Origin of the sequence: Paenibacillus sp. J14, assembly GCF_000518465.1 — a bacterium.
GTDB lineage: Bacteria > Bacillota > Bacilli > Paenibacillales > Paenibacillaceae > Fontibacillus > Fontibacillus barengoltzii.
This window is the reverse complement of the sequence record NZ_JADQ01000031.1, coordinates 1-25,801: the sequence shown is the minus strand read 5'-3', so window position 1 is coordinate 25,801 and position 25,801 is coordinate 1. Positions and strand designations below refer to the sequence as shown.

Below are 25,801 nucleotides of genomic sequence, written 5' to 3'. Positions count from 1 at the left end.
AAGCTTGAGGAAGCGAACGAAATGGATCCTGCTGTCCCTTGTGATCCTGTTGATCGTGCTCCTGGGTCTCCACCGGTTTTATCTATACATTCATGAGGATACGTGGGAAGCCGAAAGAGCCGCCATTCAGCAGGCAAAGCAAGAGACAGATCTCGTCCGGGGCGACAAAGTTTGGAAGTCGGTATGGGATGAAGTCATCTGGGTCGTACAAGGTGAAGATGCCTCCGGTCGTCAGATGATGGTCTGGCTGCGGGAAGGACATGATCCGGAGATACGCCTACTGGCTGATGGCAAGTCCGAGAGCCAAATGCGTGAGATTATCAAACAATCGTTGCCGGGGATCCGAGTGGTTCGGCTGCTGCCAGGCATTTACAATAATCAACTGGTGTGGCAGCTGTTCTATAAAGAGAAGGACCACCATTACTACCGGTTTTTCAGTTTCACGACCGGCGAAGCTTTGCCGGAAGTGTTCACCCTGCCGAATCGTTGACGGGGAGTCTACGAATGAATCATATCTAACGGTTTCGTTGTTTAGGCGAAGAGCCTGAATGGCGGAACCGTTTTTTATGTTTGGCTTGAGAAATTGTAGCATTTCGGGTTAGAACTACTAGACTTTATTTTTAAATATATTCACACATTCCTTCGAATTTATATATACGATGTGATATACTGTTACTTGTAGTTTTGATATACGTGAATATATACAATATAGTAGATTATTTATATAGATAAGGGGGACATCACGTGAAACTGCGTATTGGACCAATTGCTGCAAGCATTGCTATTTCCGCCCTTGTTTTATTTGGTGGATGGTTCTTATATCGGCAGTGGGCGATTGAGCGTCCGCTGGAGAATATTGTGAAGAGTGTAGATGGGGTTAATCATGTCGATATGAATGTGAAGGCGGATGAGCTGGAACTGAAGCTGAATTTGAAGCCCAGGACGGATTTGGGTGAATTGGTTCGGCACATCGAAAAGAACGGGGAGAAGCAAATCGGCAGCCGTACATTGAAGCTGAATATCGAGGATCATTCCTCGCCGGAGCTTGACCAGTTGTGGGAAAATGCGATGTTTACTGTCGCTCAGGCCATGGAAAATAAGCAATATACCCAAATTACGGCTGCGCTGAAACAGATGGAGCAGGAGAACAGCAAGCTGCAGGCTACGGCGGAAATGGATGAGAAAAACGTGTACATCACCTTAACAGACGGACAATACAGCAAATTTATTATTTTGCCGCGTACGCCGGAACGGATGGGGGTGTGGCCAAATGCGTAAATGGATCATTGAAGCTGCGCTTGGCTTTATACTTGTACTCATTGTCTTTTTGGCGGTCATTGGCGTGAACATCATTCCACTCGTTACAGCTATCGTGTTATTCGGTGCGGTATTTGCCATGCTCAAAATGCGCGGCGGCATTACGATTGGAGCCGCCCAAGAACGGAAACGCAAGAAGCGCGGACCCGCGAAGCTGACCTTTGAGCAGATTGGCGGTCAGGAGAGCGCCAAGCAGGAGCTTTGCGAAGCGCTGGATTTCATGGTGCGCCATGAGGAAATCAGCAAGTTTGGCATCCGGCCGATTAAAGGGATATTGCTGACCGGTCCTCCTGGAACCGGCAAAACTTTGCTTGCCAAAGCAGCGGCGCATTATACAAACGCGGTGTTTGTGGCCGCTTCCGGCAGTGAGTTTGTAGAAATGTATGTTGGCGTGGGGGCTAGCCGGATTCGTGATCTGTTTAAAGAAGCGAGAACCCGCGCGGCCAAGGAAAACAAGGAAAACGCGATTATTTTCATTGATGAAATCGAGGTCATCGGCGGTAAACGTGAAGGCGGACAGCAGCGGGAATACGATCAAACGCTCAACCAGTTGCTTACGGAAATGGACGGCATTTATACGTCCGACACGCCGCGGATTTTGCTGATTGCTGCAACCAACCGCAAGGAGATGCTGGACAGTGCGCTGCTGCGGCCGGGCCGTTTTGACCGACATATACAAGTGGATTTGCCGGACAAGAAGGGACGCCGCCATATCCTCGAACTGCATGCCGCGAATAAACCGCTGCGGGAGGACGTCGACTTGGACAAGATCGCCGAGGAATCGTTCGGCTTCTCCGGCGCTCAGCTGGAAAGCGTAATGAATGAAGCGGCAATCTATGCGATGCGGGATGGCGTGGATCAAATCACCCAGGAACATCTGTCAGTCGCGATCGATAAAGTGCTGATGGGTGAGCAGACCGATCGTCAGGCAGCAGAGGAAGAGAAACGTCGCGTTGCTATCCACGAATTGGGCCATGCGATTGCTGCAGAGGTTGTTGCTCCGGGCAGCGTCAGTCAGGTTGCTCTAAGTCCGCGCGGAAGAGCGCTGGGTTATGTCCGGCACAATCCGCAGGACGAGAAGTACTTGTATACGAAATCGTACCTGGAAGGTCAAATCATGATCGCCTTGGCAGGGGCTGCCGCAGAAGAAATTTATTATGGCGGTCGCAGCACCGGATCAAGTAACGATTTCGAGCAGGCGTTAAAAATCGTGCATACGATGATGACGTCGGGGTTAACTGAGCTGGGGATCGTGAATATGGATATGGTGACAACTGAGGTGCTGATGAACGAAAATACTCGAATTTTGGAGGGTCTTGCGGCCAGAACGAAGCAGTTATTGGAACAGCATTCGGCAGTATTTGACAAATCCCTAGAAATTTTGTTAAAAGAAGAACGCCTTTCCGGCGAGCAATTTCGTTGTCAATTTCGTGACAGCGTCCATTTACCGGCATAAATCATGGTGCCGGTTATTTTTTTTTACTTTTTCTTCGTGCTAAGATATTATTATATGTTGGGTGTTAAAAGATGTATGTTTCGACATCTGGAAAACCATATTATGTACAGATGATGAAAGGATGGAGCGAGAGGACCATGAATTACAAACGAATTGGTGTCATCGGCGGCGGCACAATGGGTCAAGGCATCAGTGAAATGCTGGCTGCTAAAGGACTGGACGTGTTGCTCGTGGAGGAGACAGCCGATAAATTGGATCATGCCTATAACATGATCGAGACGAGTCTGGATAAACAACTCGAGAAATGGGCGATTACGAAAGCGGAGAAGAAACTGATCTTATCCCGTATTCATAAAGTTACACACTTTGCCGAACTCGGTACCTGTGATATGGTGATCGAAACCATTTCGGAAGATTTGGATGCAAAAAAAGAGGTGTTCAAGCAACTGGACCAAGTTTGTCCAAGTAACATTATTCTAGCAAGTAATACCTCCACGCTGAGTTTGACCGAGATTGCCGGCGGAACGAAATATCCGGAGCGCGTCATCGGCATGCACTTTATTTATCCTGTTGCCAAAATCAACCTGGTAGAAATCATTCGCGGTCTGAAAACTTCGGATACGACGTTTGAAGAAACGAAGCGGTTCGTTGAAGAAGTCGTTGAGAAACGCGGCATCATGGTATATGAATCTCCGGGCTTTGTCACATCCCGGATTATTTGCGTTATGATCAATGAAGCGTTGCATGTTTTGGGCGAAGGCGTTGCTTCTGCGGAAGAAATCGATGAAGCGATGCGTATGGGTTACCAATTCCAATATGGACCGCTGGAGATGGCCGACCGCTTTGGTCTGGATTCGGTGCTGGCCGCTTTGGAACGGATGTTCCGCGAATTTGGCGAGCTGAAATACCGTCCTTCCTTCGTGCTCAAGAAAATGGTTCGCGCCGGCAATTTGGGTGTAAAAACGGGCGAAGGCTTCTTTAAATACGATAAGGACGGTGACCGGCTGTGAAAGTGTTAGTTATTAATGCAGGAAGCTCCTCTTTGAAATATCAGCTGTACGATATGACCGATGAAACCGTATTGGCTAAAGGTCTGGTTGAACGGATTGGCATGGATTCCTCGATCCTGACTCACAAACCGACGGGCAAAGAAGAAGTGACGGAAGTCAGCGAAATTCTGGAGCATACGACGGCGATCCGTAAAGTGCTTGAGAAATTGACCGACAAAGAGCATGGCGTTCTGTCCTCGGTTGACGAGATTCAAGCGGTAGGTCACCGCGTCGTGCATGGCGGCGAAACATTTAAAGGCTCCGCCCTCGTTACGCCGGAAGTGAAAGCTGAAATCCGCCGCTTGTTTGATCTGGCGCCGCTTCACAACCCGCCGGCAATCATGGGGATTAATGCGGCTGAAGCGAACATGCCAGGCGTTCCTAACGTAGTGGCTTTTGATACAGCCTTCCATCAAACAATGGAAGAGAAAGTGTATTTGTACCCGATTCCGAAGGTGCTGTATAAGAAGCATCGCATCCGCCGTTATGGCGCACACGGTACCTCGCACCAATATGTCAGCCGTGTAGCTGCGGAATTTTTGAACCGTCCGATTGAAGAGCTGAAGATCATCACTTGCCACATCGGGAATGGGGCCAGCTTGACCGCGGTGAAAGGTGGAGTATCGGTGGATACCTCCATGGGTCTGACGCCTTTGGAAGGCTTGATGATGGGTACGCGCAGCGGTGACTTGGATCCAACGGTCGTTACCTTTGTCATGAATAAGGAAGAGCTGTCCATCAGCGAAGTGAACTCGATGCTGAACAAGCACAGCGGTCTGCTAGCGATTTCCGGAAGCAGCAGCGACATGCGGGATATTACCGATGGTTGGGAAGCTGGCAAACCGAATGAAACGCTCGCTTTTGAAATGTATGAATATCGCCTGCGTAAATACATCGGTGCATATGCTGCGGCCATGAACGGGGTTGACGTCATCGTCTTTACGGCTGGCGTGGGCGAGAACTCGGCGATCGTCCGTGAGAAAACCTGTGAAAACCTCAGCTACTTGGGCGTCGAGCTGGACAAGGAACTGAACAAAGTTCGTTCTGGGGAACCGCGCCGGATCTCGACTCCGAACTCGAAGGTCGAAGTTTTGGTGATCCCGACCAACGAAGAGCTGATGATTGCTCGCGATACGTTGCAGATCGTGCAGGAATCGAAGTAAAATACGGCGAATTTAAACCTGTGGGTTTTTAAATATCGTTTTCGTTAGAGGAGAGATATAAGCATGGCGGTCAAAACTGTGATTCGTCAAGTGAATGAGCATGTCGGGGAACAGGTCGTCATCGGCAGTTGGCTCAATAACAAACGTTCCAGCGGTAAAATTCAATTTTTACAGCTTCGGGACGGGACCGGCTACATCCAAGCAGTTGTAGTGAAGAACGAGGTATCTGAGGAAACTTGGAACAAAGCCAAAAGCTTGACCCAAGAATCCTCGATGTACGTGACGGGCGTTATTCGCGAGGAGCCGCGAAGCAAGTCCGGTTATGAAATGACGGTTACCGACATCGAAATCATCCAATTGACCGAAAACTATCCGATTACGCCCAAAGAACACGGGGTTGATTTCTTGATGGACCATCGTCACCTGTGGCTTCGTTCCTCGAAGCAGCGGGCGATTATGGTCATTCGGGCTGAAATTATTCGCGCCGTGCAAGAGTTTTTCGATCAAAACGGGTTTACACTGGTGGATCCGCCAATCCTGACGCCAACCTCGGCGGAAGGAACGACGAACCTGTTCCATACGAAATATTTTGAGGAAGACGCTTATCTGACACAAAGCGGCCAGCTTTATATGGAAGCTGCTGCGATGGCGTTGGGGAAAGTGTACTCCTTCGGACCAACGTTCCGTGCTGAGAAATCCAAGACGCGCCGCCATTTGATCGAGTTCTGGATGATCGAGCCGGAAATGGCTTTCACCGATCATGAGGAAAGCTTGAAGGTGCAAGAGAATTTCATCACGCATGTGGTGCAATCGGTATTGAAAAATTGCCGGGCCGAGCTGGAAGCTGTAGGCCGCGACGTGTCCAAGCTGGAAGGCATCCAAGCGCCGTTCCCGCGGATCACGTATGATGAAGCGATTGAATACCTGCATACGCAAGGTTTTGATATTCCTTGGGGCGAAGACTTCGGAGCGCCGCACGAAACGGCGATTGCCGAACGTTACGACAAGCCGGTGTTTATCACCCATTATCCAGCGGGAATCAAGGCGTTCTATATGAAGCCGGATCCGAATCGTCCAGAGGTCGTACTCTGCGCCGATATGATTGCTCCGGAAGGCTACGGGGAAATTATCGGCGGTTCGCAACGGATTGACGATCCGGAACTGATGGAGGAACGCTTCAAGGAGCATAACCTGTCGCCGGAAACGTACCAATGGTACCTGGATCTGCGAAAATACGGCTCGGTTCCTCACTCCGGCTTCGGCCTCGGATTGGAACGGACTGTTGCTTGGATTTGCGGTCTGGATCACGTACGCGAGACGATTCCGTTCCCGCGGATGCTGTACCGGTTGTATCCATAAGGCTACTGAAAGGTGAGCTTAATCTATGGCCATGAATGAAGGCAACAACGCTTGGGCGAAGGGCATGGCTCTCGGAATGGAGGCGGGGATGGTGAACATCCCATACCCGCTGCTTGCCCATTACCGGAAGCTCCGTTTAAGCGATACAGAAGCGATGTTGCTGATCCAGTTACTGGCTTTCCAGCAAATTGAGCGTAACGATTTCCCGTCGATTGAGCAGCTGGAATCACGGATGGACATGGCACCCGGAACGCTTGCCCCGGTCATTCGCGGTTTATTGAAGGAAGGCTGGATCAGCATCGACGAGACGGTTGATGAAGCAACCGGCATCCATTCGGAGCATTATAATTTGCATGGTATGTACAAGCGGCTGGGCGAGTGGCTGGCTGCGCAGCCATCGGCCGCCTCCGGCCGCAAACCGGTAGATTCTGCTCCTGATGTTCGTGAGGAGCCGGAACGGAACTTATTTGTTATCTTCGAAAAAGAATTTGCCCGTCCGCTTTCGCCGATGGAATGCGAGACGATCTCCAGCTGGGTGGACCAAGACCGTTATCCAGAAGAGCTGATCCGATTGGCGCTGAAGGAAGCGGTATTTGCCGGAAAGGTCCATTTCCGGTACATTGACCGGATCTTGCTGGAATGGAGCCGCAACCGCGTGCGTACAGCGGAGGACGTCAAAGCTTATACGCAACGCTTCCGCAGCGGGATGCGATAAGTCAATAAAATAAAAAGAGTGCCTCTCAATGGAAGAGGCACTCTTTTTTGTGTAAGATCGTACTTAGCCTTGGATCACCGCAATCACAAAGATCACCCAACCCGCGAGGAAACTGACGCCGCCTAACGGCGTAATGGCGCCTAGCTTGCGGATGCCGGTCAAGCTCAAGGCATACAGGCTGCCGGAGAATAGAATGATACCGGCAAGCAGGAACCAGCCGGCGAGGACGATGAGCGATTCGCTCTCGAGTTGTGCTGAGGTAAGACCCAGCAGAAGGAGTCCGATTCCGTGGGCAATATGGTATTGGATGCCCGTTTGATACGTTTTTTGCCGATCTTCGGTTAAGCGGTCTTTGAGGGCGTGCGCGCCGAAGGCGCCGAGCCCAACCGCAAGAAACATCAGAATTCCACCCAGAGTAAGCAGTAAGGTCATGGTAGATAACACCTCCCTCCAAATCTTACCGATTCCCCTTAGGCTCGTCAATCCAAGTAAAAAAAGCAGCGCGTTCGTTAAGAACCGCGCTGCCAAATATTTGAATGGGGAGGTAGAGTTATTCAATTTCCTTACTTTGCCGGGAGCTCAATTTGGCCATACCCGACGGTCGTAAACCAGTTCTTCACGGTATCGAAGTCCTTCGAGAAGGACAAGCAGAGCAGCAAGAGAATGCGAGCATGGGCGGCGTTCAGGTTGTCACCGGCGATAATCCCTTCACCGCTGGAATAGTTGCTGCCTGATCCGGTCCGGGTCGTAGTGACGAACACAACGCCTTTCTCGATAGCGGCTTTACGCTCTTCGGTCATTGCCTTGGAGATCCCACCTGCTCCGGTGCCAGCCGTAACGATGCCTTTGGCTCCGTTGGCGACAAATCCGCTGATCGCACCAGCACCGGCATCTTGATAGGAGTAGGCGATTTCGACCTTCGCCAAGTCCTTTTTACTGATTTTGCTCAGATCAAACGGTGTTGCCCAATCTGCAGCCGATTTTAGAGCACGGAACGGTGCGCGGTAAACGCGGATCGTTTTTTCGTCGATATAACCAAGTGCTCCAATTTCCGGCGTTACGAACGTATCGGTCCGATAGGAGTTCGTTTTCGTAACCTCACGGGCGGCATGGAACTCGTCGTTCAGCATGACGACGGTGCCGAAATATTTCGTCTTTCCGCTCGCCGCCAACTTAATAGCGTTATAAAGGTTAGCTGGCGCATCCGTCCCGATGACCGTCCAAGGTCGCATGGAACCTGTAACAACGACCGGTTTGGGGCTGCGCACGGTCAAATCCAGGAAGTAGGCGATTTCTTCCATCGTATCCGTACCGGTTGTTACCACAACCCCGTCTTGGGTTTTGAGGGCTTCGTCAACTTTCAAGGAAAGATCGTATAATTGCTCAATCGTATAGGCGCTGGAGCCAGAGTTGCCGAATTGATATGTAGAGACATCGGCGATTTGGTCTTTATTGGGGAGGGAGGCTACGAGATCGGCAATTGGCAGCGAGCCGGCTCGATAGGTTTGGAAGCTCGTTTCATCCGTGGATTGCCCGGCAAGTGTGCCGCCGGTGGCGATGACCTGCACTTTCGGCAGTTTCTTGACAACTTCGGTCGCGGTAACGGTACCTGTCACCGTTTCGGCTGCAGAAGCTGGCGCGAGATATAAATTGGGGAGCAGTGCAGTCACGGCGAGGCCGGTAACTAATAAGGTCTTTAAACTTCGGGATGTCCACTTCTTCATTCCATCAACCTCCAAGATGTTATTAAGTTAACGTTATGTAATAAAAACTGCCACAACGGTTGTTAACTTGAGAGAAATTATAGTTTGATGTCATGTATATTGACAAACAGGTTAAATGGCGAATAAAGCGCTTAAACCTTTAGTTATCAAGCTCTAACGATTTGTAGAACGATTTTTAAGTCAGTTTTAAAATATTTAAATAGTTGAATTTAATGTAAACATTTATGACATAAACAATTTTTTGGGTAGTTTTGTAGCACTTTTGCGGGTTCAAACGTTTTTTCAATTAGTATGCAGGGGCAGGGCGGACAACCGTCGTCAATATGATGGGAGGAGGGGAGAGTTATTGATGAAAGATCGTTTGTTCTAAGATTTCAGAAGGGAGATCACAGCGTCTTTCCTTGGTTGATCCAGGAATATGGGACCTATGTGTATCGAGTAGCCTACTCGGTGCTGCATGATGCCAAGGAAGCGGAGGATGCTGCCCAGGAAACCTTCCTGCAAATCTATAAATCTCTCCCGGAGTATCGCTCTCAAGGTCTTAAAACCTGGTTGACCCGGATCGCCGTTAACAAGTCGATTGACATCAAGCGGAAGCGGGACCGGCGCAAGGAAGAGCATTGGGACCCGGCGGATCTGGACCTGCACGCAACGGATTCGGATGAAGGTAATCTGTTTGGTTTACTCCATGCTGAGCGGACTGTGGAGGTCCGTCGAAGAATTGCCGCGCTTCCGGCGGGGCATCGTCAGATCGTTACGAAATTTTATCTGGAAGGCAAAAGTCATGATCAAATCGCCGCAGAGTTAGGTGTAGCGGTGAAAACAATAGAATCGAAGCTATACCGGGCGAGGGCCTATATTCGTGAGCACTGGTCAAGGGAGGAATGGGGATGAGCCAACATAAGCCAGAGGATTTAGCGCTATGGCGCAGTTATATTAGCGGCGAACTGGATGCGAACACGGAGTCACGCTTGGAAGCCTTACTGCAAGGGGATGAGGCGGTCTTTGCTGGTTATGCGGCTGTACTATCCTCCGTGGAACGCGAGCTTCCGGGACCGATAGATGAGGCAGCCTATCGGCAATCGATCATAGAAAAGCTTCCGTGTGCAAGGGAGAGGAAGGCGCGCACCGGCAGCCGCAGAGCCTGGAGTCGTCATCCGTTGCTGCACTATGTGATTGCGGCAACTTTGACCGCATTGCTGCTGGGAAGCGGTGTTTTTGATCATATCGCGTTAAAAAGCAATCAACTGATCCAACGTCCGAACTCATCCTCTCTGAGCGAGCGGATGATGAAGGCAACAACCAGCTGGCTTGACAGCTGGCAACGATAACAAATTCATTTTCTATAGGAATGGTATGAAGCGATGATAGAGGAAAGGAAGAAAGCATATGCCGTATGAGCGAAATCGACTGTTAGCTTTACTGTTAAATTTTATCCCTGGTCTGGGACATCTCTATTGGGGCAAAAAAGGAAGAGGGATCACCTATCCGATCCTGTTTTTTGGCGGAATTTTGTTTGGATTGGTTGTAGCAATGGCTGCGGACAGCGGGGAGATGGCCATGTTCACCTTGGTCGCGTCCATTATTCTCTGGTTGATCTCGATGTTTGACCTGTTGATCACGATGCTTCGCGAATCGCCGGAGGAACGGGCTTACCGGGAGCATGTTCGTCAGATGACCGGCGAAGGAAGAGAGTCGGAGAAATTCTTTACCATCTTGCTGTCGTTTGTACCCGGTCTGGGTCATTTTCAACTTGGACTTATGCAGCGCGGGCTTTCGTTTTTGATCGCCTTTTTTGGCTTGATCACGATGATGTTTTTTGTATCTGGCCTTACACATGATTCCGTGTTTCTGCTGTTCCTTGGTCTGCTGCCGATCATTTGGCTGTACAGCATGTTCGATGCGGTGCAGCTCGTGCACCGGAAATTAGCGGGCGAGCCGTTGGTTGACCGAACCCCCTTTGACGACTGGGAAGCCGGAAGAATAGAAGGTCGGCGCAGCAAAGTGCTGGCGACATTGTTATCCGCATTTCCCGGGGCAGGTCAAATGTACCTCGGGTTGCAGAAACGCGGCCTGCAAATGATGGTCCTGTTCCTGGGCAGCTTCTATATCATTGATGTGTTTCGGTTATCGGTGTTTTTGTTCATCCTCCCGATCATCTGGTTTTATTGTTTCTTCGACGGCCTGCAGCAGACGAGCCGCTACGGAATTTTACCTATGGAGGATCAACCGCTGCTGGAAACCCGCGGTGAATACCAGCATTGGCTGGGCATTGCGTTGATTCTGCTAGGAATTTATTTCGTGGGGATGGAACTGATCATTCCAGTACTAGATGCTAATTTCCCCGAGCTTCATATCTACTATCGAATTGAAAAATACCTCCGTCCGACGATCGTCGCCGTCTTGCTGATCGGCGGGGGAATCAAGCTGCTTGCCCGGCCGAAACGGCGGGATGTGTTCTGGAGCGACGAGGAAATCTAACACATTGATGCGGTTAAGAGAGGTGACAGCTTCACGGCTAAGCCTCTCTATTTTATTTCTGGGGGGATTATTTGCTACAATGCAGGGAGTGGGATTGCTAGAAAAGGAGAAACACGATGTTCAAAATCTTTATTGTGGAAGATGACAAGCCGCTTGTGGAGCTGCTGGAGCAATATTTACAACGGTTTGGCTACGAAACGTTGGCGGCCTCGGACTTCAGCGAAGTGAAAACCGAGTTTGAGCGCTACGCTCCGCATCTTGTGCTGCTGGACGTCAACCTGCCGAAATACGACGGCTACTATTGGTGTCGCCAGATCCGCAACTTATCGACCTGTCCAATCGTGTTCTTGTCGGCGCGTGAAGGAAAGATGGATCAGGTGATGGCCTTGGAAAATGGAGCTGACGATTATATCACCAAACCGTTTGATTACGATATCGTGATTGCCAAAATCAAAAGCCAGCTGCGCCGCGCCTATGGAACTTATGCCGGGAGTGGAGATGACCGTACGGTAACGGTCGCCGGGCTGCGGTTGGACCGGGACCGCCTGTCCCTCAGCTTGCGGGATCAACGAATTGAGCTGAGCTTAACCGAGGTTAAAATTTTGGACGAGTTGATGAGTAAAATCGAGCAGGTGGTCAGCCGGGACCGACTGCTGGAGAAGATTTGGGATGACCAGGCGTTTGTCGACGACAATACGCTTAACGTTTACGTGACTCGGGTGCGAAAGAAGCTGTCCGCTCTCGGGATTGATAATGCGCTGCAAACTGTTCGAGGTCAAGGTTATCGGCTCGTGCCTCTTTGGGGGGAGTGAGCCCATGCGTTTATTTTGGCGGGATCAACGTCCGTATATTATCGTGTATTTGCTGCAACTCGCTGTATTGACTTTGGTGTACTGGCTTGACGGTTACCGCCATGCGGCGATCAGTGTATACGGGGCGCTCCTGAGCACGTGCATCTTGGCTATCTTTCTCATCGTCCGTTATTGGACCAACCGCTCGTTCTACCGCTTGCTGGAGCAGATGCCCGATTCGCTGCGCTCCTTTGCCGAAATGAAGCCGGGCTCGCCGCTGGCCGACTCCCTGCAGCGCTTCTTGAAGGCGCAATATCGTCTGTACTTGCAGGAAATCGGCGAGCAGCAGAGCAAGATCGAGGGGCATCGCCATTTTATCAATCAATGGGTGCATCAAATGAAAACGCCGTTGTCCGTCATCCATCTGATGGTGCAGCATGAAGATGACACTCAGTCTGTGGCAATTGCCGATGAGCTGGATCGGTTGCGCAAAGGATTGGAAATGGTGCTTTATACAGCTCGGTTGGATACGTTTGAGCATGATTTTGTGGCCGAAACACTCGATTTGGCGGTCTTGGTACGTTCCGTGACGTCAGCCCAGAAAAGATTGTTCATCCGGCGTAAGGTTTATCCCATGATCGAAATTCCTGAGGGACTTCAGGTTACTACGGATGAGAAATGGCTGTCATTCGTGGTGACGCAGCTGATCACTAATGCTGTAAAATATACCGTGAAGGAACGGGCGAATCTGTATTTCCACGGCTTTGTACGCGGACGTGAGACGGTGCTGGAGATTGAGGATGAAGGCATAGGGATTCCAGCCAGTGATCTGCCGCGGGTATTCGACGCTTATTTTACGGGAGACAACGGTCGGAGCTTTCCGGAATCCACCGGGATGGGGTTGTACTTAGCGAAGGAAATCTGTACGAAGCTAGGGCATCGTCTGGAGCTGGAATCGCAGTACGGTGCAGGGACGACCGTGCGGATTATCTTTCAACCGAACCCGTAAAGCTTACAAGGGAGTAAGGTAACTGTAAGGTTAAGCGATGGAGCGCAGGCTGACAGCTTTCCTATAATCGAGATAGATGGACTGAATAAGAAGGAGCGCTAGATCAGCATGGCGGTATTGGAAGTATCGGCGTTAACGAAAATCTATGAAGGGAAAATTGCGACCAAAGCCTTGGATGGTGTAAGTTTCCGAATCCAGGAAGGAGAGTTCGTTGGCATCATGGGGCCGTCCGGCAGCGGCAAAACAACGCTGCTTAACGTTATCGCCACCATCGACGAACCCACTTCGGGGACGGTTACTTTGCAGGGGCAGGACCCGCAACGGATGAATCGGGAGCAGACGGCGTTGTTCCGGAGGCGGGAGCTGGGGTTTATTTTTCAGCATTTCAACCTGCTGGACACGCTGACGGTGGAGGAGAACATCGTATTGCCCTTAACGTTGGATGGGGTTTCTGTCCCGGTCATGAAAGCCAAGGCGCTAGAGATGGCGCGGCGACTTGGGATCGAGGGAATCCTGTCCAAATATGCTTATGAACTGTCGGGCGGGCAAATGCAGCGGACAGCGATTGCCCGCGCGATGATCCATCAGCCTTCGCTGATCTTGGCCGATGAGCCGACAGGCAACCTGGACTCGAATGCTTCCCGAGATGTGATGGAGGCGTTCGCTGCCATGAATGAATCGCATCGGGCGACGATTCTGATGGTCACACATGATGCGCTGGCGGCGAGTTATTGCCATCGGGTCATTTTCATCAAAGATGGGAAGCTGTACAACGAAATGTATCGCGGGGACAATCGGCAGGCCTTCTTCCAGAAAATCATCGACATGATGTCGCTGCTGGGAGGGGACAGTCATGACCTTTCGTCAATTCGCCTATAACAATGTCCTGCGGAACAAACGAACGTACGCTGCTTATTTTCTGAGTAGCGCGTTTTCGGTAATGATCTTTTTCGTCTGCGCTTTGTTTCTGTTTCATCCCGGCCTTCAGCAAGAAGTGATGTATCGTTCAGCTGTGTTAGTGCTCTGGTCCGCCGAAGTGATCATGTACGTGTTTGTATTCTTCTTCGTGATTTACTCCGTGGGGTCTTTTCTACGCTCGCGCAAGCGCGAGTTTGGGATCTTGCTGCTGCACGGCATGACCGAGAAGCAATTGCGCAACCTCGTCTTCCTGGAGCATCTGTTGATTGGTGCAGGGGCGCTGGTGTGTGGAATTGGCGGGGGACTTCTGCTGGCCAAGCTGTTTCTGATGGCAGGCTCCAATCTGCTCGGTGTTCCACAGCTATCCTTTCATGTGCCTTGGCAAGGTTTGTTGCTGACATTAGGGGCGTTCTCGCTGTTGTTTCTGATCATTTCGCTTTGTACGACCATGCTGCTGGGTTCGCACCGGTTGATTGAGTTGTTCCAGGCCGAGATGAAGCCCGCCTCTCCGCCGCAGGCTTCCCTGATTTTATCGTTGCTGGGGGCAGGGTTGCTTGGTATCAGCTATGGGCTGGCGGCTACAGCTACGGCGTCCAACGTGCTGACCCGTATGCTGCCGGTGACAGCGATGACGATAGCGGGTACGTATTTCTTCTACACGCAGCTAAGTGTGTTTCTGATTCAACGGATCAAACGGCAACTCGATTATTATTGGAATAAAACAAACTTGATTACCGTATCCAGTCTCGCTTACCGAATGAAAGAGAATGCCCGGATGTTCTTTCTTGTGACGATCATTTCGACAGTCACGTTCTGCGCGGTAGGCGCCTTCGCCTCGGTCAATCGGCTCGCGGATCAATTTGAACAGGATTATCCGGTGGACATCGCCTATGTGGCCAAAGGAGATAGCGAAGCAGAGGATGAGCATCTGGAGGCGATTCGAAGTGAGCTTGGGTCACGCGGAATTGCGTACCGTACACTAAGCCTGCCTATCATTCTCGCGGAAGTGGTATCTTCAAGCTCTTCCAACACGCTGGATCGGCTGCCGCTGATCTCGTTCACGGATTATAAACGGTTGCTGGAGGCGGCGGGGATCGCAGTGTCCGAGAGTTCGCCGAAAGACGGAGAGGCGCTACTGCTGCTTGGTTCGGAGCGGGAGAGACCGCAACTCCTGCAGCGCAAGCCGGTCTCCTACACCTTTGCGGGTGCACCGGAGCTTACGGTCCACGAGATCGGCATTAGTCAGCATGTCGCCCTGCCCGAGAATCTAACACCTACGACTGGCGATGATCGGGAGGGTTCGTTTTCCGGGCTGGTGGTCAGCGATCCCTTGCTGGAGCGGCTTAAGGCGGCTTCGGCAGAGGAGGGCGAAGGGTTGGGGATGGACCGGTTTACCGGGTTTTACGTGGATGCTCTGGAATCTACCCGCGGCCTGGCGGCGGAGCTGACCGACAACGGGAGAGTCAGCTACGAGTCGGACCGGCCTTACGCCATGACCGTCAGCGGCACCTTGGCGGAAGTGCAGCGCACAACGTACCGAGCCTTGCTGTTTTTCGCTTTACTGGTGGGCACTGTCTTTTTTATCGCAGCGGGGAGCTTTCTGTATTTTCGGTTGTACAGTGATTTGGCATATGATCGGCGGCAGTATGGGGCGTTGTCGAAGCTGGGCCTCACGGATAAAGAACTTGCGCGAATCATTACTCGCCAGGTTGGGGTGTTGTTCTTCGTGCCGATCGCGCTGGCCATCGTCCATAGCCTGTTTGCGTTTAAGGCCATGCAAAGCTTGTTTAACTTTTCGGTCGCTTGGCAAACCGTGTTGATCTTGGCTAGCTTTTTGCTGGTGCAAGTCGTTTACTTCTTCTTTATTCAGGCCCGTTACTTACGCAACGTCAAAAAAGCGATTCGCTAAATACGGGAGGTACAACGTGGAGAACTGGATTACAGACTTTATGGAGAGGTTTGGCTATTTTGGCGTCTTCCTGCTGATTGCCTTGGAAAACGTATTTCCCCCGATTCCGTCGGAAGTAATCTTAACCTTTGGTGGCTTTATGACCACCTATACGAGCTTAACACCGTCAGGGGTGATCGTCTTCTCGACGCTTGGTTCGGTGTTTGGCGCCGTGATCTTGTATGGGATCGGGTATTTGGTGAACGTTGACCGATTGGAAGGGTGGATCGATCGTTACGGTCGGTTCCTGCGCCTGAAAAAAGAAGATGTCCGCCGCGCGGATGCCTGGTTTGATCGATATGGCTATTGGACGGTACTGTTCTGCCGGATGGTTCCGCTGATTCGCAGCTTGATCTCGATTCCGGCCGGCATGTCGAAAATGAAATTTGGCCTGTTCCTGCTGTTTACCACGATCGGGACGCTGATTTGGAACGTGGCGCTCGTCTTGCTTGGAGCGGCGGTAGGAGGTTCCTGGGCAGAGATCGTCGCCTTTATGGACGTGTATTCTAACATCGCCTATGCTATGATCGCTTTAGGAGTATTGTTGGTGGGCTTCCTCTGGCTGCGTCGGAGAAAGAAGGAGCTTCGCGACAACATCAAAACAGAGAGATAAGGAGAAACCTACGAAATGAACTTGTTGGAACTCATGAAAGCTATTATTCTTGGCCTGGTGGAGGGACTTACGGAGTTTGCGCCGGTGTCCTCCACGGGACATATGATCATTGTGGATGATATGTGGCTGAAAACCGAGGAGCTGCTCGGTTCAAAGTATGTGGCGAACACGTTTAAAGTCGTGATCCAACTCGGCTCGATTTTGGCGGTCTTGGTCGTGTTCCGCAACCGATTTATCGATTTGCTGGGGCTGTCGCGCTGGATGCCGAAGGCCAAAGGGGAAGCGGCCAGACAGAGCGGACCGCGGTTGAAGCTGATGCAGGTGATCGTAGGGTTGATTCCTGCCGGGATTCTTGGTGTGTTATTTGAGGATTTTATTGATGAGCATCTATTCTCCACCGCAACCGTGTTAATTGGCCTGGTGATCGGAGCGCTGCTGATGATCGCTGCCGACCGGTTTGCGCCCAAGCGCGCAAGTGTGGATACTGTTGACCAAATTACGTACAAGCAGGCGCTCGGCATTGGGTTGTTCCAATGTCTGTCGATCTGGCCGGGCTTCTCCCGTTCGGGTTCGACGATTTCCGGCGGGGTGCTGCTAGGTTTGAGCCACCGGGCCGCGGCTGACTTCACCTTTATCATGGCCGTTCCGATCATGGCTGGGGCCAGCTTGATCTCCCTGATGAAGAACCTGGAATATTTCACGATCGATGCACTGCCGTTCTTTATTGTTGGATTTATCAGTGCTTTCGTGTTTGCATTGTTGGCGATCCGATTCTTCTTGAAGCTAATCGACCGCATCAAGCTGGTGCCGTTTGCGGTATATCGCATTTTGCTGGCGCTTGTGATCTGGGTGGTTTATTTCTAATTTATTGATGGAACAAAGAAGAGATGCTGCTATTTAAGCAGCATCTCTTTTTGCTTGCATGATCTTAGCCGCAAGCGCAGTTCAATACTGGCTTCCGGGCGGCGCCAGTTTCGTCCAGACGCGTCACCGGAGTGGTGTACGGAGCGTTCCGTAACATTTCCGGATTCGTTTCGGCTTCCTTGGCGATGGCGATCATCACGTCAATAAAGCCGTCCAGCGTTTCCTTACTTTCGGTTTCCGTCGGTTCAATCATGATACATTCCTCTACGTTCAGCGGGAAGTAGATGGTTGGCGGATGATAACCGAAATCGAGCAGCCGCTTGGCGACGTCCAGCGTGCGGATGCCGTACTTCGCCAGCCCGCTGCCGGACATGACGAATTCGTGCTTGCATGGTTGATCCGGGTACGGCAACTCGTAATAAGGCGCCAAGCGTTTCATCATATAGTTGGCGTTTAACACGGCATTTTCCGAGACTTGGCGGAGTCCATCAGGGCCTAAGCTGCGGATATAAGCATATGCGCGAACCAGGATGCCAAAGTTACCGTAAAAAGCTTTCACTCGGCCGATCGAGCTGGCCGATCCACTCTCAGCGCCGCCAGCGGCCTCTTCGGAGCGAGCACCGCGGATGGCGTACCGCCCGGATTCGTCCTTTACGATTCGGGGTTCAGGCAGAAACGGTATGAGCCGCTCCTTGACGCCAACTGGACCGGCGCCCGGACCACCGCCGCCATGCGGGGTGCTCATCGTTTTGTGCAGGTTGAGATGCACGACGTCAAAGCCCATATCGCCAGGGCGGGCGATCCCCATGATGGCGTTGGAGTTCGCGCCGTCATAATACAGCAATCCGCCGGCTCCGTGCACGATGTCGGCGATCTCCAGGATCTGTTCCTCGAACAAGCCCAGCGTGTTCGGGTTGGTGAGCATCAGCGCCGCCGTGTCCTCGCCAACGGCGGCGCGCAGCGCGTCCAGGTCCACCATGCCGCGCTTGGTGGACGGAATGGTCACCGTCTCGAAGCCGGCGACCGAGGCGCTGGCTGGGTTCGTGCCGTGCGAAGAGTCCGGCACGATCACCTTGGTGCGTTTCTCGCCGCGGCTTTCGTGGTAAGCGCGGATCATCATCAGGCCGGTCCATTCCCCGTGGGCTCCGGCCGCCGGTTGCAGTGTCACGGCATCCATGCCGGTGAGTCCGGCTAAATCCTGCTGCAGGCGGTACATCAGTTCAAGTGCCCCTTGAACACTTTCCTCCGGTTGATAAGGATGGATTTTCGACAGACCTGGGTAACGTGCAACATCTTCATTGACCTTCGGGTTGTACTTCATCGTACAGGAGCCCAGCGGATAGAAGCCGTTGTCTACCCCGAAATTCCGGCGGGACAACGCGGTATAATGCCGAATCACGTCCACTTCATAAACTTCGGGAAAAGCGAGGCCTTCGCTCCGCAGCATGCTCTGGGGGATGAGCTCTTCCTTCGGGGTGGTTGGAACGTCGCATTCCGGCAGAGAATAGCCAATCCGCCCAGGGCGGCTGCGCTCAAATATCAACAATTCATCAGATCTCGTCGTCTCTTTTATTTCGAGCATATTGATTCCTCCAGTATGCGGGCGAATTGGTCAATTTCCGTTTTGCTGCGCTTCTCCGTCACGGCGACCAGCAGATGGCCGGCGAGTTCAGGATAGCTGCGTCCTAGATCGTACCCGCCGATAAATCCGGCGGCAAGCAGATCCCGCTGCAGTTTGGTCAGATCAGTCCCCTCCGGCAACTGAAGCACAAACTCGTTGAAGAACGGTGACTCAAAAGCGGCGCTTACGCCAGGGATAGCAGTGAACACCTGTTTGGCATAATGGCTTTTCTGCAAATTCAGCTCTGCCACTTCAGCCATGCCTTGCTTACCCATCACGGATAAGTAAACGGAGGCAGCCAAAGCAAGCAACGCTTGGTTGGAGCAGATGTTGGAGGTCGCTTTCTCGCGGCGAATATGCTGCTCACGAGCTTGCAGGGTCAGGACGAACCCGCGCTTGCCGTTGCGATCGGTGGTCTGCCCAACGATCCGGCCAGGGATCCTGCGCATATACGTTTCCGATACAGCGAAGAAGCCGCAGGTTGGACCGCCAAAGGAGGGAGCCAGCCCCAGAGGCTGGGCGTCACCAACGACGATATCGGCACCAAGCTTCCCTGGCGCTTCCAGCAGGCCCAGAGCGAGCGGATTACTGCTGACGATCAGCAAGCTCCCTTGGGCATGAGCTAGTTCGCCAATGGCTCGAAGATCTTCCAGGGAGCCAAAGAAATTCGGGTTTTGGATCAAGACAGCTGCGGTGTCCTTAGTGATGGCCGCAGTAAGTGCCTCGCGATCGGTCACACCTTGTTCCCAACCCACCTCAACGATCTCCAGATTCAAGCCGTGGGCGTAAGTGGCGAGCACCTCGCGTGCTTCCGGATGGACGGTGCGGGAGACGACCAGCTGTTTGCGTCTGGTAGCCGCTGCGGCTAGGTTGCCAGCTTCCGCTAAAGCGGTGGCTCCGTCGTACATGCTCGCATTAGCGACCTTAAGGCCAGTCAGTTCGCAGATGTACGATTGGAATTCAAATATCGCCTGCAGTTCGCCTTGACTGATTTCCGGTTGATACGGTGTGTACGCGGTATAAAATTCCGATCGGGATACGACGTGCTGAATGACGGAAGGGATGTGATGATCATAAATTCCGGCACCTAGAAAGCTGGTATACCGATCGGTGTCGGCGTTGCGCCCGGCCAGTTCGGATAAGTGCCGGGTCAGCGCGTATTCGTCAAGGCGGGGAGATACCGGGAGTTCCCCTTGATAGCGAAGGTTCTCCGGGATGTCCTTGAACAGTTCCTGGACGGAGCTTACGCCGATCGTTTGCAGCATCTCCGCTTGATCTTGTTCGGTTAATGGTAAATAGCGATGTTTAAGCATCTGATTTCCTGTTCTCCTTTCACTGCTTGGCGGCAGGGTTTCGGCGATAGAACGGCAACGGGACGACCTTGGCCTGCAGCCGCTTGCCACGGATGTCGACCTCTACGATCGTGTCCGGGGCGGCATAACGGGTGGCAAGGATCGCCATTCCGAGATTTCTTTTCAGCGTAGGCGATTGCGTACCTGTCGTCACTTCTCCGATCGGTTCCTCTGAGCCTTCGGCAAATACCGGGTAATGGGTGCGCGGAATCCCGCGGTCGATCATCTCCAGGCCAACGAGCCGGCGAGGAAGGCCTTGATCCCGCTGCTTGATCAACGCATCGCGGCCGATGAAGTCGTCATTTTCCAGCTTCACGAATCGGTTTAAGCCGGCTTCGAGCGGGGTAATCTCAGGGCCCAGCTCCTGACCATACAGCGGCAGGCAAGCTTCAAAGCGCAACGTATCTCTGGCGCCCAGCCCGGCCGGGAGAAGGCCCTGGCTCTCCCCGGCTTTCATCACAACGTCCCAAAGCGCTTGGGCCTGCTTGGCCGCGACATACAACTCGAACCCATCCTCACCGGTATACCCGGTTCTGGACAGCAAGACGGGGATCCCGGCAATCCGAGCTTCCCGAATAAACGTGAACGGACGCAACGCTCGAGGATCCTCCCCTTCGCAAAGCGGGGAGAGGAGGGAGGCGGCGAGCGGCCCTTGAACGGCAAGCAACGCAGTCTCGTCAGAGGCATTCCGCATGGTTACCCCTTCAGCGGGAAGGTGCTGCTGCAGCCAGTCCCAGTCTTTGTCAATATTCGAGGCGTTGACCACCAGCATGTACTTGCCTTCTTCCAGATGATAGATCAACAGATCGTCCACCACACCGCCATTGGGATAGCAGAGCAAGGTGTATTGGGCTTTCCCTGGTTGAAGCAGGGTTACATCGTTTGTGGTCATGTGTTGCAGGAAGCGTTCTGCCTCAGGACCCTCCACGTAAAATTCACCCATATGCGATACGTCAAACAGACCGGCGCGCTCGCGCACGGCTTCATGCTCTTTCTGGATGCCGCTGAACTGCACCGGCAGCTCCCAACCGCCGAAATCGATACAGCGGACTCCTTCATAACGCGCATATCCGGGATAGAGCGGCGTACGCCGCAAAGCGGATTCGGACATTACCATCACCTCGTAAGGGCCGGATCGGCCAATTTTGAGAACAGCAAAAAAGGACAGGCCAAAGAAAACCCGCTAACCTGCATAGAGGTCTAACGGTTCTTCCAGGCTCTGTCCTTTGTACCTGAGAGTTACCCTGTGCGGAGGCTCGAAGCTCGCGCAGGTTTCCCCTTGGGTGATTCACGTAAAAGATACCTCCACGTGAATGCTCTCCAGAGTTGCGTCCGGCAGAGGTCCTTTTGCCTGAGAGATTCACCGCTTCGCGGCTTGCTCCTTCGGCGTTACAATCCCGTAATTGTAATCTCTCCCCCTGCCATCAACCGCAGCTTACACATCTCATTAATACTCAAAATCTGTCTAGATGTCAATAAAGTTATCATAATAATTTTAATTAATTTCGTTTACTGGAAAAGGCTACGCTTACATTTTACTAGACTCTATCAAATGTGTTAATAATATTGACATGAGAGCTAGGTTTGGAATAATCTGAACGAGGGAAATACGCAGATGAATCTTCCACAAAGTTTAAGGTACGCTAGATCATCCGAAAGAGGAGGAGCAAGCTTTGGCTAGTGAGATCAGGGAAAACGTGTTGTACAGCGATGAGCATGAATGGGTGCTTGATTTGGGGGATGGGACGGTGAAGATCGGCATCTCCGATGTCGCCCAACATCGGCTGGGCGACATTGTATTCGTGGAGCTGCCCGAGCCAGGGCAGGAATTCGAAGCGCAGGAAGGCATCGGAACGATCGAATCCGTGAAGACGGTGGCCGATTTGTTTACGCCGGTCAGCGGGACAGTGCTGGCAGTGAACCGGGAGCTGGATACCGCGCCGGAGCTCGTCAATGAAGAGCCGTATGATGGGGGCTGGATGGTCCATATTCGATTGAAGGAGGACGCTAACGTCGCGTTGGCGAACTTGATGGACGCGAAGGCGTATGCGGAATTTATCGAGAGATAAAGCAAGATCTTAGGCAAATGTAAAAAACTCGCGGTTAGCGTAATTGCGGGAGCTGCTGATGGTAGTTTAATCACTCCGCTTATCGCTTGTCGCGAGTTGTTTTTTAGGCATGATACTCTTTGGGAGGCAACAGCAGGGAACGGTACAGCGCTTCAAACATAAACTCCAGCGCTTCCAGATGGCGCTTCGCCTCAGCGATGTTGGTTCCCCAGACATAGACCCCGTGATTTTGCAGCAGCAACGCCGGCACACGGGTATCTAGACTGCCTGGGATTTGCTTGAGGATGGCTGGGAGCTCAGCGGCGTTCGGCAGAATTGGCACTCGAACCTCCGCCTGCGTCTCCCAGATCTCTAAGCTTTTGAGCAGCTCGTTCCCCTTGAGTGGAACGCCGCCATCCGCAGCAAAATAGTCACTGAGCACGTTGTTGAACGTCGTATGTACGTGTACGATCGCGCCGCAGCCGGTCATCCGGTAGATTCTCGCGTGAATCGGTGCATCGGAACAAGGTTTAAGCCGCGTTGGCTCGCAGGGGGTGCTGGCGGCATCGACGAACAGCGCGCCAACCGAAGGGGAAGGGATCGCTGACAGCTCCGACCAATACGTCTCGTCGGCCGTTATGGCAAACACAAACCGGTCCGGCTTATACCGCCCGACCCGCATCGACAAGCTTCCGCTGGAAGCGGGAAACCAACCGCGGGCGGCGAACTCCTCCCGCAGGCGTTGGATGGCGTCCAGCGCCGCTTGTTTTTCTTCCCATGGGATATCGACGTAGTTCATGCTGCCGTCCCCCTTTCCTATTGGCCTTACGCGCAGTGCCGACCATCGCTGCACCATACGGCTGCAGCTTCTTACAACAGCGCTTGTTTGACGGCTTCGCCCATTTCTTTCGAGCGTTCGGCGGCCCGGTGAACCGCAGCTTTTACGTTTGGCTGAAAGCTGCCGGCTTCCAGCACACCGATCGCCGCTTGCGTCGAACCGTTGGGCGAGGTGATGTCTGCACGCAGCTTGGTAGGCGCTTCGCCGGTTTCTGACATCATGAGGGCAGCGCCAAGTACCGTCTGTACGGTAAGATCACGAGATTGCTCAGGCGTTAATCCGCCTTCGATGCCCGCTTCAATCATCGCTTCCATCAGATAATAAACATATGCAGGTCCGCTCCCAGATACGCCCGTCAATATTTCCATTTGATCCTCTGGGATCACGCTAACCATCCCTACCGCTTCAAACATCGACAAGACTTGGGCGCGCTGTTCCTCGGTGGTCTCCGGAGAGAAGGAGATTCCCGTCGCACCTTGTCCGATGGAGCAGGAGGTGTTGGGCATCGTGCGGGCGACAGCGACCGGGCTGCCAAGCAGCGCTTGAATCGTCGAAATGGATAAACCGGCAATCAGGGAGACAATCAACTGACCCTCGCGCAGAAGTGGGCCCAATCCAGCCAGAGCTTCACCGGCATCCTTCGGCTTCATCGCCAGGACGATAATCGATGCGTCCCGCAAATAGATCTGCTTTGCGTCCGCTTCAGATGCTGTTTGGACCTGGTAGATTTGGGCTAAATAGTCGAGCCGTTCCCGGTTCGAGCGATTCAGCATCACAATTTGATCCGCGCTGGCAACTTGCTTATGGAGCAAGCCGCGTACGATCGCTTCAGCCATCGAACCTGCTCCATAGAAACAGATGGTGGAGGCGGACAGAGAAGGTATTGTTTTCATAGGATATGACCTCCGGTTATTATTTTGGTTGAAAAAAAGGGGGGACGCCCCGTTACTGCCGGATTTGTCCATTCCCCTGGATGATATATTTACTTGAGGTGAGCGCAGTCAGCCCCATCGGACCGCGGGCATGCAGCTTCTGGGTGCTGATGCCGATCTCCGCTCCGAACCCGAACTCGAATCCGTCGGTGAAGCGAGTGGAAGCGTTATGGTACACCGCCGCAGCATCAACTTCTTGCTGGAACCGTTCGGCATTCGCGCTGTCTTGGGTCACGATACACTCGGAGTGCTTCGTGCCGAAGCGGGCGATATGCGCCATCGCTTCGTCCAGATTGCGAACGATTTTCACGTTGAGAATATAGTCGTTATACTCCGTGGCATAATCCTCATCCGTCGCGGGTACTGCCCAAGAGATAAGCTGTCTTGCGGCCTCATCGCCCCGCAGTTCAACCCCGGCTTCCTTGAAACGATTCGCCAGCTCAAGCAAATGTTGTGCGGCAAACGCCTCATGCACCAGCAGCGTTTCCATCGAATTGCAGACCGAAGGACGCTGAACTTTGGCATTCATCGCGATCTCTGTCGCCATCACAGGATCGGCTGAGGCATCCAAATACGTATGACAGATCCCCGCACCCGTCTCGATGACTGGAACTGTGGCATTTTGCACGACCGTCTGGATCAGCGAGCTGCCGCCGCGCGGAATCACGACGTCCAGCAATCCGTTGAGCTTCAGCATTTCGTCAACAGAGGCGCGGTTTGGATCCTCGATCAGTTGAACAGCATCAACCGGAACTTGCGTTCCCGCAAGCGCTTCGTGGATAATCTTTACGATTTGTCGGTTGGAGGACAAGGCGGAGGAGCCGCCGCGAAGCACAACGGCATTGCCTGTCTTCAGGCATAAGCCCATGGCATCTACCGTTACGTTCGGCCGCGCTTCATAGACGATCCCAATGACGCCAAGCGGGACGCGGCGTTTGATGATATGCAGCCCGTTCGGACGGTTGATCGTTTCCAGCACATCGCCTACCGGGTCAGGCAACTCGACGATTTGCCGCAGTCCTTCAGCGATCCCTTCAATGCGCGCATGGGTTAATGCCAGGCGATCCAATAAGGAAGAAGATGTCCCGTTATCCCGTCCCCGCTGCAGATCCTCTTCATTGGCCGCGAGGATCGCATCGCTGTTGCGAACAAGCGCATCGGCGACTGCCAGCAGAGCGTCGTTTTTTTGCGCCGTTGTCAGACGATTCAGAACTGACACGGCCGTTCCGGCCAGCTTCGCTTTTTCTCTTACTTCACTCATAGGTATACCTCCTCGTATAGTATCTTTAAAAAGCTCTTTTAGGTTCATTTCCATCCCCCCGGGGGATGGAAAACAGCCTCCAAATTTCCAGCTTGTTCTTTGAAAATTCCATCAGGGACTGGACTTTCCGGTATGCCTCTGGACAATGGAACGTAGGGTCCATTCGGGGAAATCCTTCTGCCTCCAGTAGCATCGTCTACTCCTTAAGTCTGTTTCTCCGGTACGCGTCTGAGCTTCTTACCCGCTGGCTGTTCCCTTCGGCATCCCATGCCCGGTTTTAGCAGATCCGGGGCAGCTCATGGCCCGAAGTGTGTCCTCATACGCGAGGGTGATAGATCTGCG

At 52.6% G+C, this 25,801-nt stretch carries 25 protein-coding genes and 2 riboswitches; of the genes, 17 read left to right on the top strand and 8 right to left on the bottom strand.

The window, feature by feature from the left end; genetic code table 11:
* Positions 1-4 precede the first annotated feature (4 nt).
* From M891_RS0113085 to M891_RS0113055, 7 genes are all read left to right on the top strand, one after another.
* The gene (locus tag M891_RS0113085; RefSeq protein ID WP_028539157.1) at positions 5-490 is read left to right on the top strand and encodes a cell wall elongation regulator TseB-like domain-containing protein; all 486 of its coding nucleotides are present in this window, start codon (positions 5-7) and stop codon (positions 488-490) included.
* 254 nt (positions 491-744) lie between these two features.
* Positions 745-1,278: a hypothetical protein gene (locus M891_RS0113080; RefSeq protein ID WP_028539156.1), complete on the top strand. Its 534-nt coding sequence runs from the start codon at positions 745-747 to the stop codon at positions 1,276-1,278.
* Positions 1,271-2,773 carry an AAA family ATPase gene (locus M891_RS0113075; RefSeq protein ID WP_028539155.1) on the top strand — a complete coding sequence of 501 codons (1,503 nt, stop codon included), beginning with the start codon at positions 1,271-1,273 and terminating at the stop codon, positions 2,771-2,773. The genes M891_RS0113080 and M891_RS0113075 overlap by 8 nt, the downstream gene beginning before the upstream one ends.
* 137 nt (positions 2,774-2,910) lie before the next feature.
* The gene (locus M891_RS0113070; RefSeq protein WP_016311848.1) at positions 2,911-3,783 is read left to right on the top strand and encodes a 3-hydroxyacyl-CoA dehydrogenase family protein; all 873 of its coding nucleotides are present in this window, start codon (positions 2,911-2,913) and stop codon (positions 3,781-3,783) included.
* Positions 3,780-4,985 carry an acetate/propionate family kinase gene (locus M891_RS0113065; RefSeq protein WP_028539154.1) on the top strand — a complete coding sequence of 402 codons (1,206 nt, stop codon included), beginning with the start codon at positions 3,780-3,782 and terminating at the stop codon, positions 4,983-4,985. The genes M891_RS0113070 and M891_RS0113065 overlap by 4 nt, the downstream gene beginning before the upstream one ends.
* 63 nt (positions 4,986-5,048) lie before the next feature.
* Positions 5,049-6,344 (top strand): asparagine--tRNA ligase, encoded by a 1,296-nt coding sequence (asnS, locus tag M891_RS0113060; RefSeq protein WP_016311850.1) that lies wholly within the window; start codon positions 5,049-5,051, stop codon positions 6,342-6,344.
* A 25-nt stretch (positions 6,345-6,369) separates the two neighbouring features.
* Positions 6,370-7,059 (top strand): DnaD domain-containing protein, encoded by a 690-nt coding sequence (locus tag M891_RS0113055; protein ID WP_016311851.1) that lies wholly within the window; start codon positions 6,370-6,372, stop codon positions 7,057-7,059.
* A gap of 63 nt (positions 7,060-7,122) precedes the next feature.
* On the opposite strand, the gene M891_RS0113050 is transcribed toward M891_RS0113055, so the two are convergent.
* Together M891_RS0113050 and M891_RS0113045 are read right to left on the bottom strand one after the other, a co-directional pair.
* Positions 7,123-7,491, bottom strand: coding sequence for a DUF423 domain-containing protein (locus M891_RS0113050; protein ID WP_028539153.1), 369 nt, complete (start codon positions 7,489-7,491; stop codon positions 7,123-7,125).
* Between the two features lie 131 nt (positions 7,492-7,622).
* On the bottom strand, positions 7,623-8,783 hold the full coding sequence (locus M891_RS0113045; protein ID WP_028539152.1) for an asparaginase: 1,161 nt from the start codon (positions 8,781-8,783) through the stop codon (positions 7,623-7,625).
* 429 nt (positions 8,784-9,212) lie between these two features.
* Here M891_RS0113045 and M891_RS23895 point away from each other — a divergent pair, with 429 nt between their 5' ends.
* The 9 genes from M891_RS23895 to M891_RS0113000 all read left to right on the top strand — a co-directional run bounded on the left by M891_RS23895 (position 9,213) and on the right by M891_RS0113000 (position 17,407).
* Positions 9,213-9,677 carry an RNA polymerase sigma factor gene (locus tag M891_RS23895; RefSeq protein ID WP_232228340.1) on the top strand — a complete coding sequence of 155 codons (465 nt, stop codon included), beginning with the start codon at positions 9,213-9,215 and terminating at the stop codon, positions 9,675-9,677.
* Positions 9,674-10,114: a hypothetical protein gene (locus M891_RS24670; RefSeq protein WP_028539151.1), complete on the top strand. Its 441-nt coding sequence runs from the start codon at positions 9,674-9,676 to the stop codon at positions 10,112-10,114. The genes M891_RS23895 and M891_RS24670 overlap by 4 nt, the downstream gene beginning before the upstream one ends.
* Positions 10,115-10,172: 58 nt before the next feature.
* A complete protein-coding gene (locus M891_RS0113030; protein ID WP_028539150.1) occupies positions 10,173-11,264 on the top strand; it encodes a hypothetical protein in 1,092 nt (363 codons plus the stop codon).
* Positions 11,265-11,380: 116 nt separating this feature from the next.
* Positions 11,381-12,076 carry a response regulator transcription factor gene (locus tag M891_RS0113025; protein WP_028539149.1) on the top strand — a complete coding sequence of 232 codons (696 nt, stop codon included), beginning with the start codon at positions 11,381-11,383 and terminating at the stop codon, positions 12,074-12,076.
* A 4-nt stretch (positions 12,077-12,080) separates the two neighbouring features.
* Positions 12,081-13,064: a sensor histidine kinase gene (locus M891_RS0113020; protein WP_028539148.1), complete on the top strand. Its 984-nt coding sequence runs from the start codon at positions 12,081-12,083 to the stop codon at positions 13,062-13,064.
* 108 nt (positions 13,065-13,172) lie between these two features.
* On the top strand, positions 13,173-13,943 hold the full coding sequence (locus M891_RS0113015) for an ABC transporter ATP-binding protein (protein WP_028539147.1): 771 nt from the start codon (positions 13,173-13,175) through the stop codon (positions 13,941-13,943).
* Positions 13,918-15,891 (top strand): ABC transporter permease, encoded by a 1,974-nt coding sequence (locus M891_RS0113010; RefSeq protein WP_028539146.1) that lies wholly within the window; start codon positions 13,918-13,920, stop codon positions 15,889-15,891. The genes M891_RS0113015 and M891_RS0113010 overlap by 26 nt, the downstream gene beginning before the upstream one ends.
* A gap of 16 nt (positions 15,892-15,907) precedes the next feature.
* Positions 15,908-16,543, top strand: coding sequence for a DedA family protein (locus M891_RS0113005; RefSeq protein ID WP_028539145.1), 636 nt, complete (start codon positions 15,908-15,910; stop codon positions 16,541-16,543).
* 15 nt (positions 16,544-16,558) lie between these two features.
* Complete coding sequence (locus M891_RS0113000; protein ID WP_028539144.1) at positions 16,559-17,407, top strand: undecaprenyl-diphosphate phosphatase; 849 nt, start codon at positions 16,559-16,561, stop codon at positions 17,405-17,407.
* Between the two features lie 64 nt (positions 17,408-17,471).
* On the opposite strand, the gene gcvPB is transcribed toward M891_RS0113000, so the two are convergent.
* Genes gcvPB through gcvT form a run of 3 tightly spaced genes read right to left on the bottom strand, consistent with a single transcriptional unit; the run spans position 17,472 to position 21,491 of the window.
* Positions 17,472-18,989, bottom strand: a complete 1,518-nt coding sequence (gene gcvPB / locus M891_RS0112995) for an aminomethyl-transferring glycine dehydrogenase subunit GcvPB (RefSeq protein ID WP_028539143.1) — start codon at positions 18,987-18,989, stop codon at positions 17,472-17,474.
* Positions 18,977-20,341 carry an aminomethyl-transferring glycine dehydrogenase subunit GcvPA gene (gcvPA, locus tag M891_RS0112990; protein WP_028539142.1) on the bottom strand — a complete coding sequence of 455 codons (1,365 nt, stop codon included), beginning with the start codon at positions 20,339-20,341 and terminating at the stop codon, positions 18,977-18,979. The genes gcvPB and gcvPA overlap by 13 nt, the downstream gene beginning before the upstream one ends.
* A gap of 19 nt (positions 20,342-20,360) precedes the next feature.
* The gene (gene gcvT / locus M891_RS0112985) at positions 20,361-21,491 is read right to left on the bottom strand and encodes a glycine cleavage system aminomethyltransferase GcvT (protein WP_028539141.1); all 1,131 of its coding nucleotides are present in this window, start codon (positions 21,489-21,491) and stop codon (positions 20,361-20,363) included.
* A gap of 106 nt (positions 21,492-21,597) precedes the next feature.
* Positions 21,598-21,706: riboswitch (glycine riboswitch) on the bottom strand.
* A 3-nt stretch (positions 21,707-21,709) separates the two neighbouring features.
* A riboswitch (glycine riboswitch) is annotated at positions 21,710-21,808 on the bottom strand.
* A 245-nt stretch (positions 21,809-22,053) separates the two neighbouring features.
* Between gcvT and gcvH the strand changes: the two genes are divergently transcribed.
* Positions 22,054-22,449: a glycine cleavage system protein GcvH gene (gcvH, locus tag M891_RS0112980; RefSeq protein WP_009225909.1), complete on the top strand. Its 396-nt coding sequence runs from the start codon at positions 22,054-22,056 to the stop codon at positions 22,447-22,449.
* Between the two features lie 103 nt (positions 22,450-22,552).
* Here the strand turns inward: gcvH and mtnB are convergent, their stop codons facing one another.
* From mtnB to M891_RS0112965, 3 genes are all read right to left on the bottom strand, one after another.
* Entirely contained in the window at positions 22,553-23,227 is a 675-nt protein-coding gene (mtnB, locus tag M891_RS0112975; RefSeq protein ID WP_028539140.1) for a methylthioribulose 1-phosphate dehydratase, read from the bottom strand.
* A gap of 71 nt (positions 23,228-23,298) precedes the next feature.
* Complete coding sequence (proC, locus tag M891_RS0112970) at positions 23,299-24,159, bottom strand: pyrroline-5-carboxylate reductase (protein WP_028539139.1); 861 nt, start codon at positions 24,157-24,159, stop codon at positions 23,299-23,301.
* A gap of 52 nt (positions 24,160-24,211) precedes the next feature.
* The gene (locus M891_RS0112965; RefSeq protein ID WP_028539138.1) at positions 24,212-25,459 is read right to left on the bottom strand and encodes a glutamate-5-semialdehyde dehydrogenase; all 1,248 of its coding nucleotides are present in this window, start codon (positions 25,457-25,459) and stop codon (positions 24,212-24,214) included.
* Positions 25,460-25,801: the final 342 nt, after the last annotated feature.

Coding starts and splice junctions, on each gene's coding strand:
- M891_RS0113075 (WP_028539155.1), top strand. CDS start 1,271: ATGCGTAAATGGATCATTGAAGCTGCGCTTGGCTTTATACTTGTACTC.
- M891_RS0113070 (WP_016311848.1), top strand. CDS start 2,911: ATGAATTACAAACGAATTGGTGTCATCGGCGGCGGCACAATGGGTCAA.
- asnS (WP_016311850.1), top strand. CDS start 5,049: ATGGCGGTCAAAACTGTGATTCGTCAAGTGAATGAGCATGTCGGGGAA.
- M891_RS0113055 (WP_016311851.1), top strand. CDS start 6,370: ATGGCCATGAATGAAGGCAACAACGCTTGGGCGAAGGGCATGGCTCTC.
- M891_RS0113050 (WP_028539153.1), bottom strand. CDS start 7,491: ATGACCTTACTGCTTACTCTGGGTGGAATTCTGATGTTTCTTGCGGTT.
- M891_RS0113045 (WP_028539152.1), bottom strand. CDS start 8,783: ATGAAGAAGTGGACATCCCGAAGTTTAAAGACCTTATTAGTTACCGGC.
- M891_RS24670 (WP_028539151.1), top strand. CDS start 9,674: ATGAGCCAACATAAGCCAGAGGATTTAGCGCTATGGCGCAGTTATATT.
- M891_RS0113030 (WP_028539150.1), top strand. CDS start 10,173: ATGCCGTATGAGCGAAATCGACTGTTAGCTTTACTGTTAAATTTTATC.
- M891_RS0113025 (WP_028539149.1), top strand. CDS start 11,381: ATGTTCAAAATCTTTATTGTGGAAGATGACAAGCCGCTTGTGGAGCTG.
- M891_RS0113020 (WP_028539148.1), top strand. CDS start 12,081: ATGCGTTTATTTTGGCGGGATCAACGTCCGTATATTATCGTGTATTTG.
- M891_RS0113015 (WP_028539147.1), top strand. CDS start 13,173: ATGGCGGTATTGGAAGTATCGGCGTTAACGAAAATCTATGAAGGGAAA.
- M891_RS0113010 (WP_028539146.1), top strand. CDS start 13,918: ATGACCTTTCGTCAATTCGCCTATAACAATGTCCTGCGGAACAAACGA.
- M891_RS0113000 (WP_028539144.1), top strand. CDS start 16,559: ATGAACTTGTTGGAACTCATGAAAGCTATTATTCTTGGCCTGGTGGAG.
- gcvPB (WP_028539143.1), bottom strand. CDS start 18,989: ATGCTCGAAATAAAAGAGACGACGAGATCTGATGAATTGTTGATATTT.
- gcvPA (WP_028539142.1), bottom strand. CDS start 20,341: ATGCTTAAACATCGCTATTTACCATTAACCGAACAAGATCAAGCGGAG.
- gcvT (WP_028539141.1), bottom strand. CDS start 21,491: ATGTCCGAATCCGCTTTGCGGCGTACGCCGCTCTATCCCGGATATGCG.
- mtnB (WP_028539140.1), bottom strand. CDS start 23,227: ATGAACTACGTCGATATCCCATGGGAAGAAAAACAAGCGGCGCTGGAC.
- proC (WP_028539139.1), bottom strand. CDS start 24,159: ATGAAAACAATACCTTCTCTGTCCGCCTCCACCATCTGTTTCTATGGA.
- M891_RS0112965 (WP_028539138.1), bottom strand. CDS start 25,459: ATGAGTGAAGTAAGAGAAAAAGCGAAGCTGGCCGGAACGGCCGTGTCA.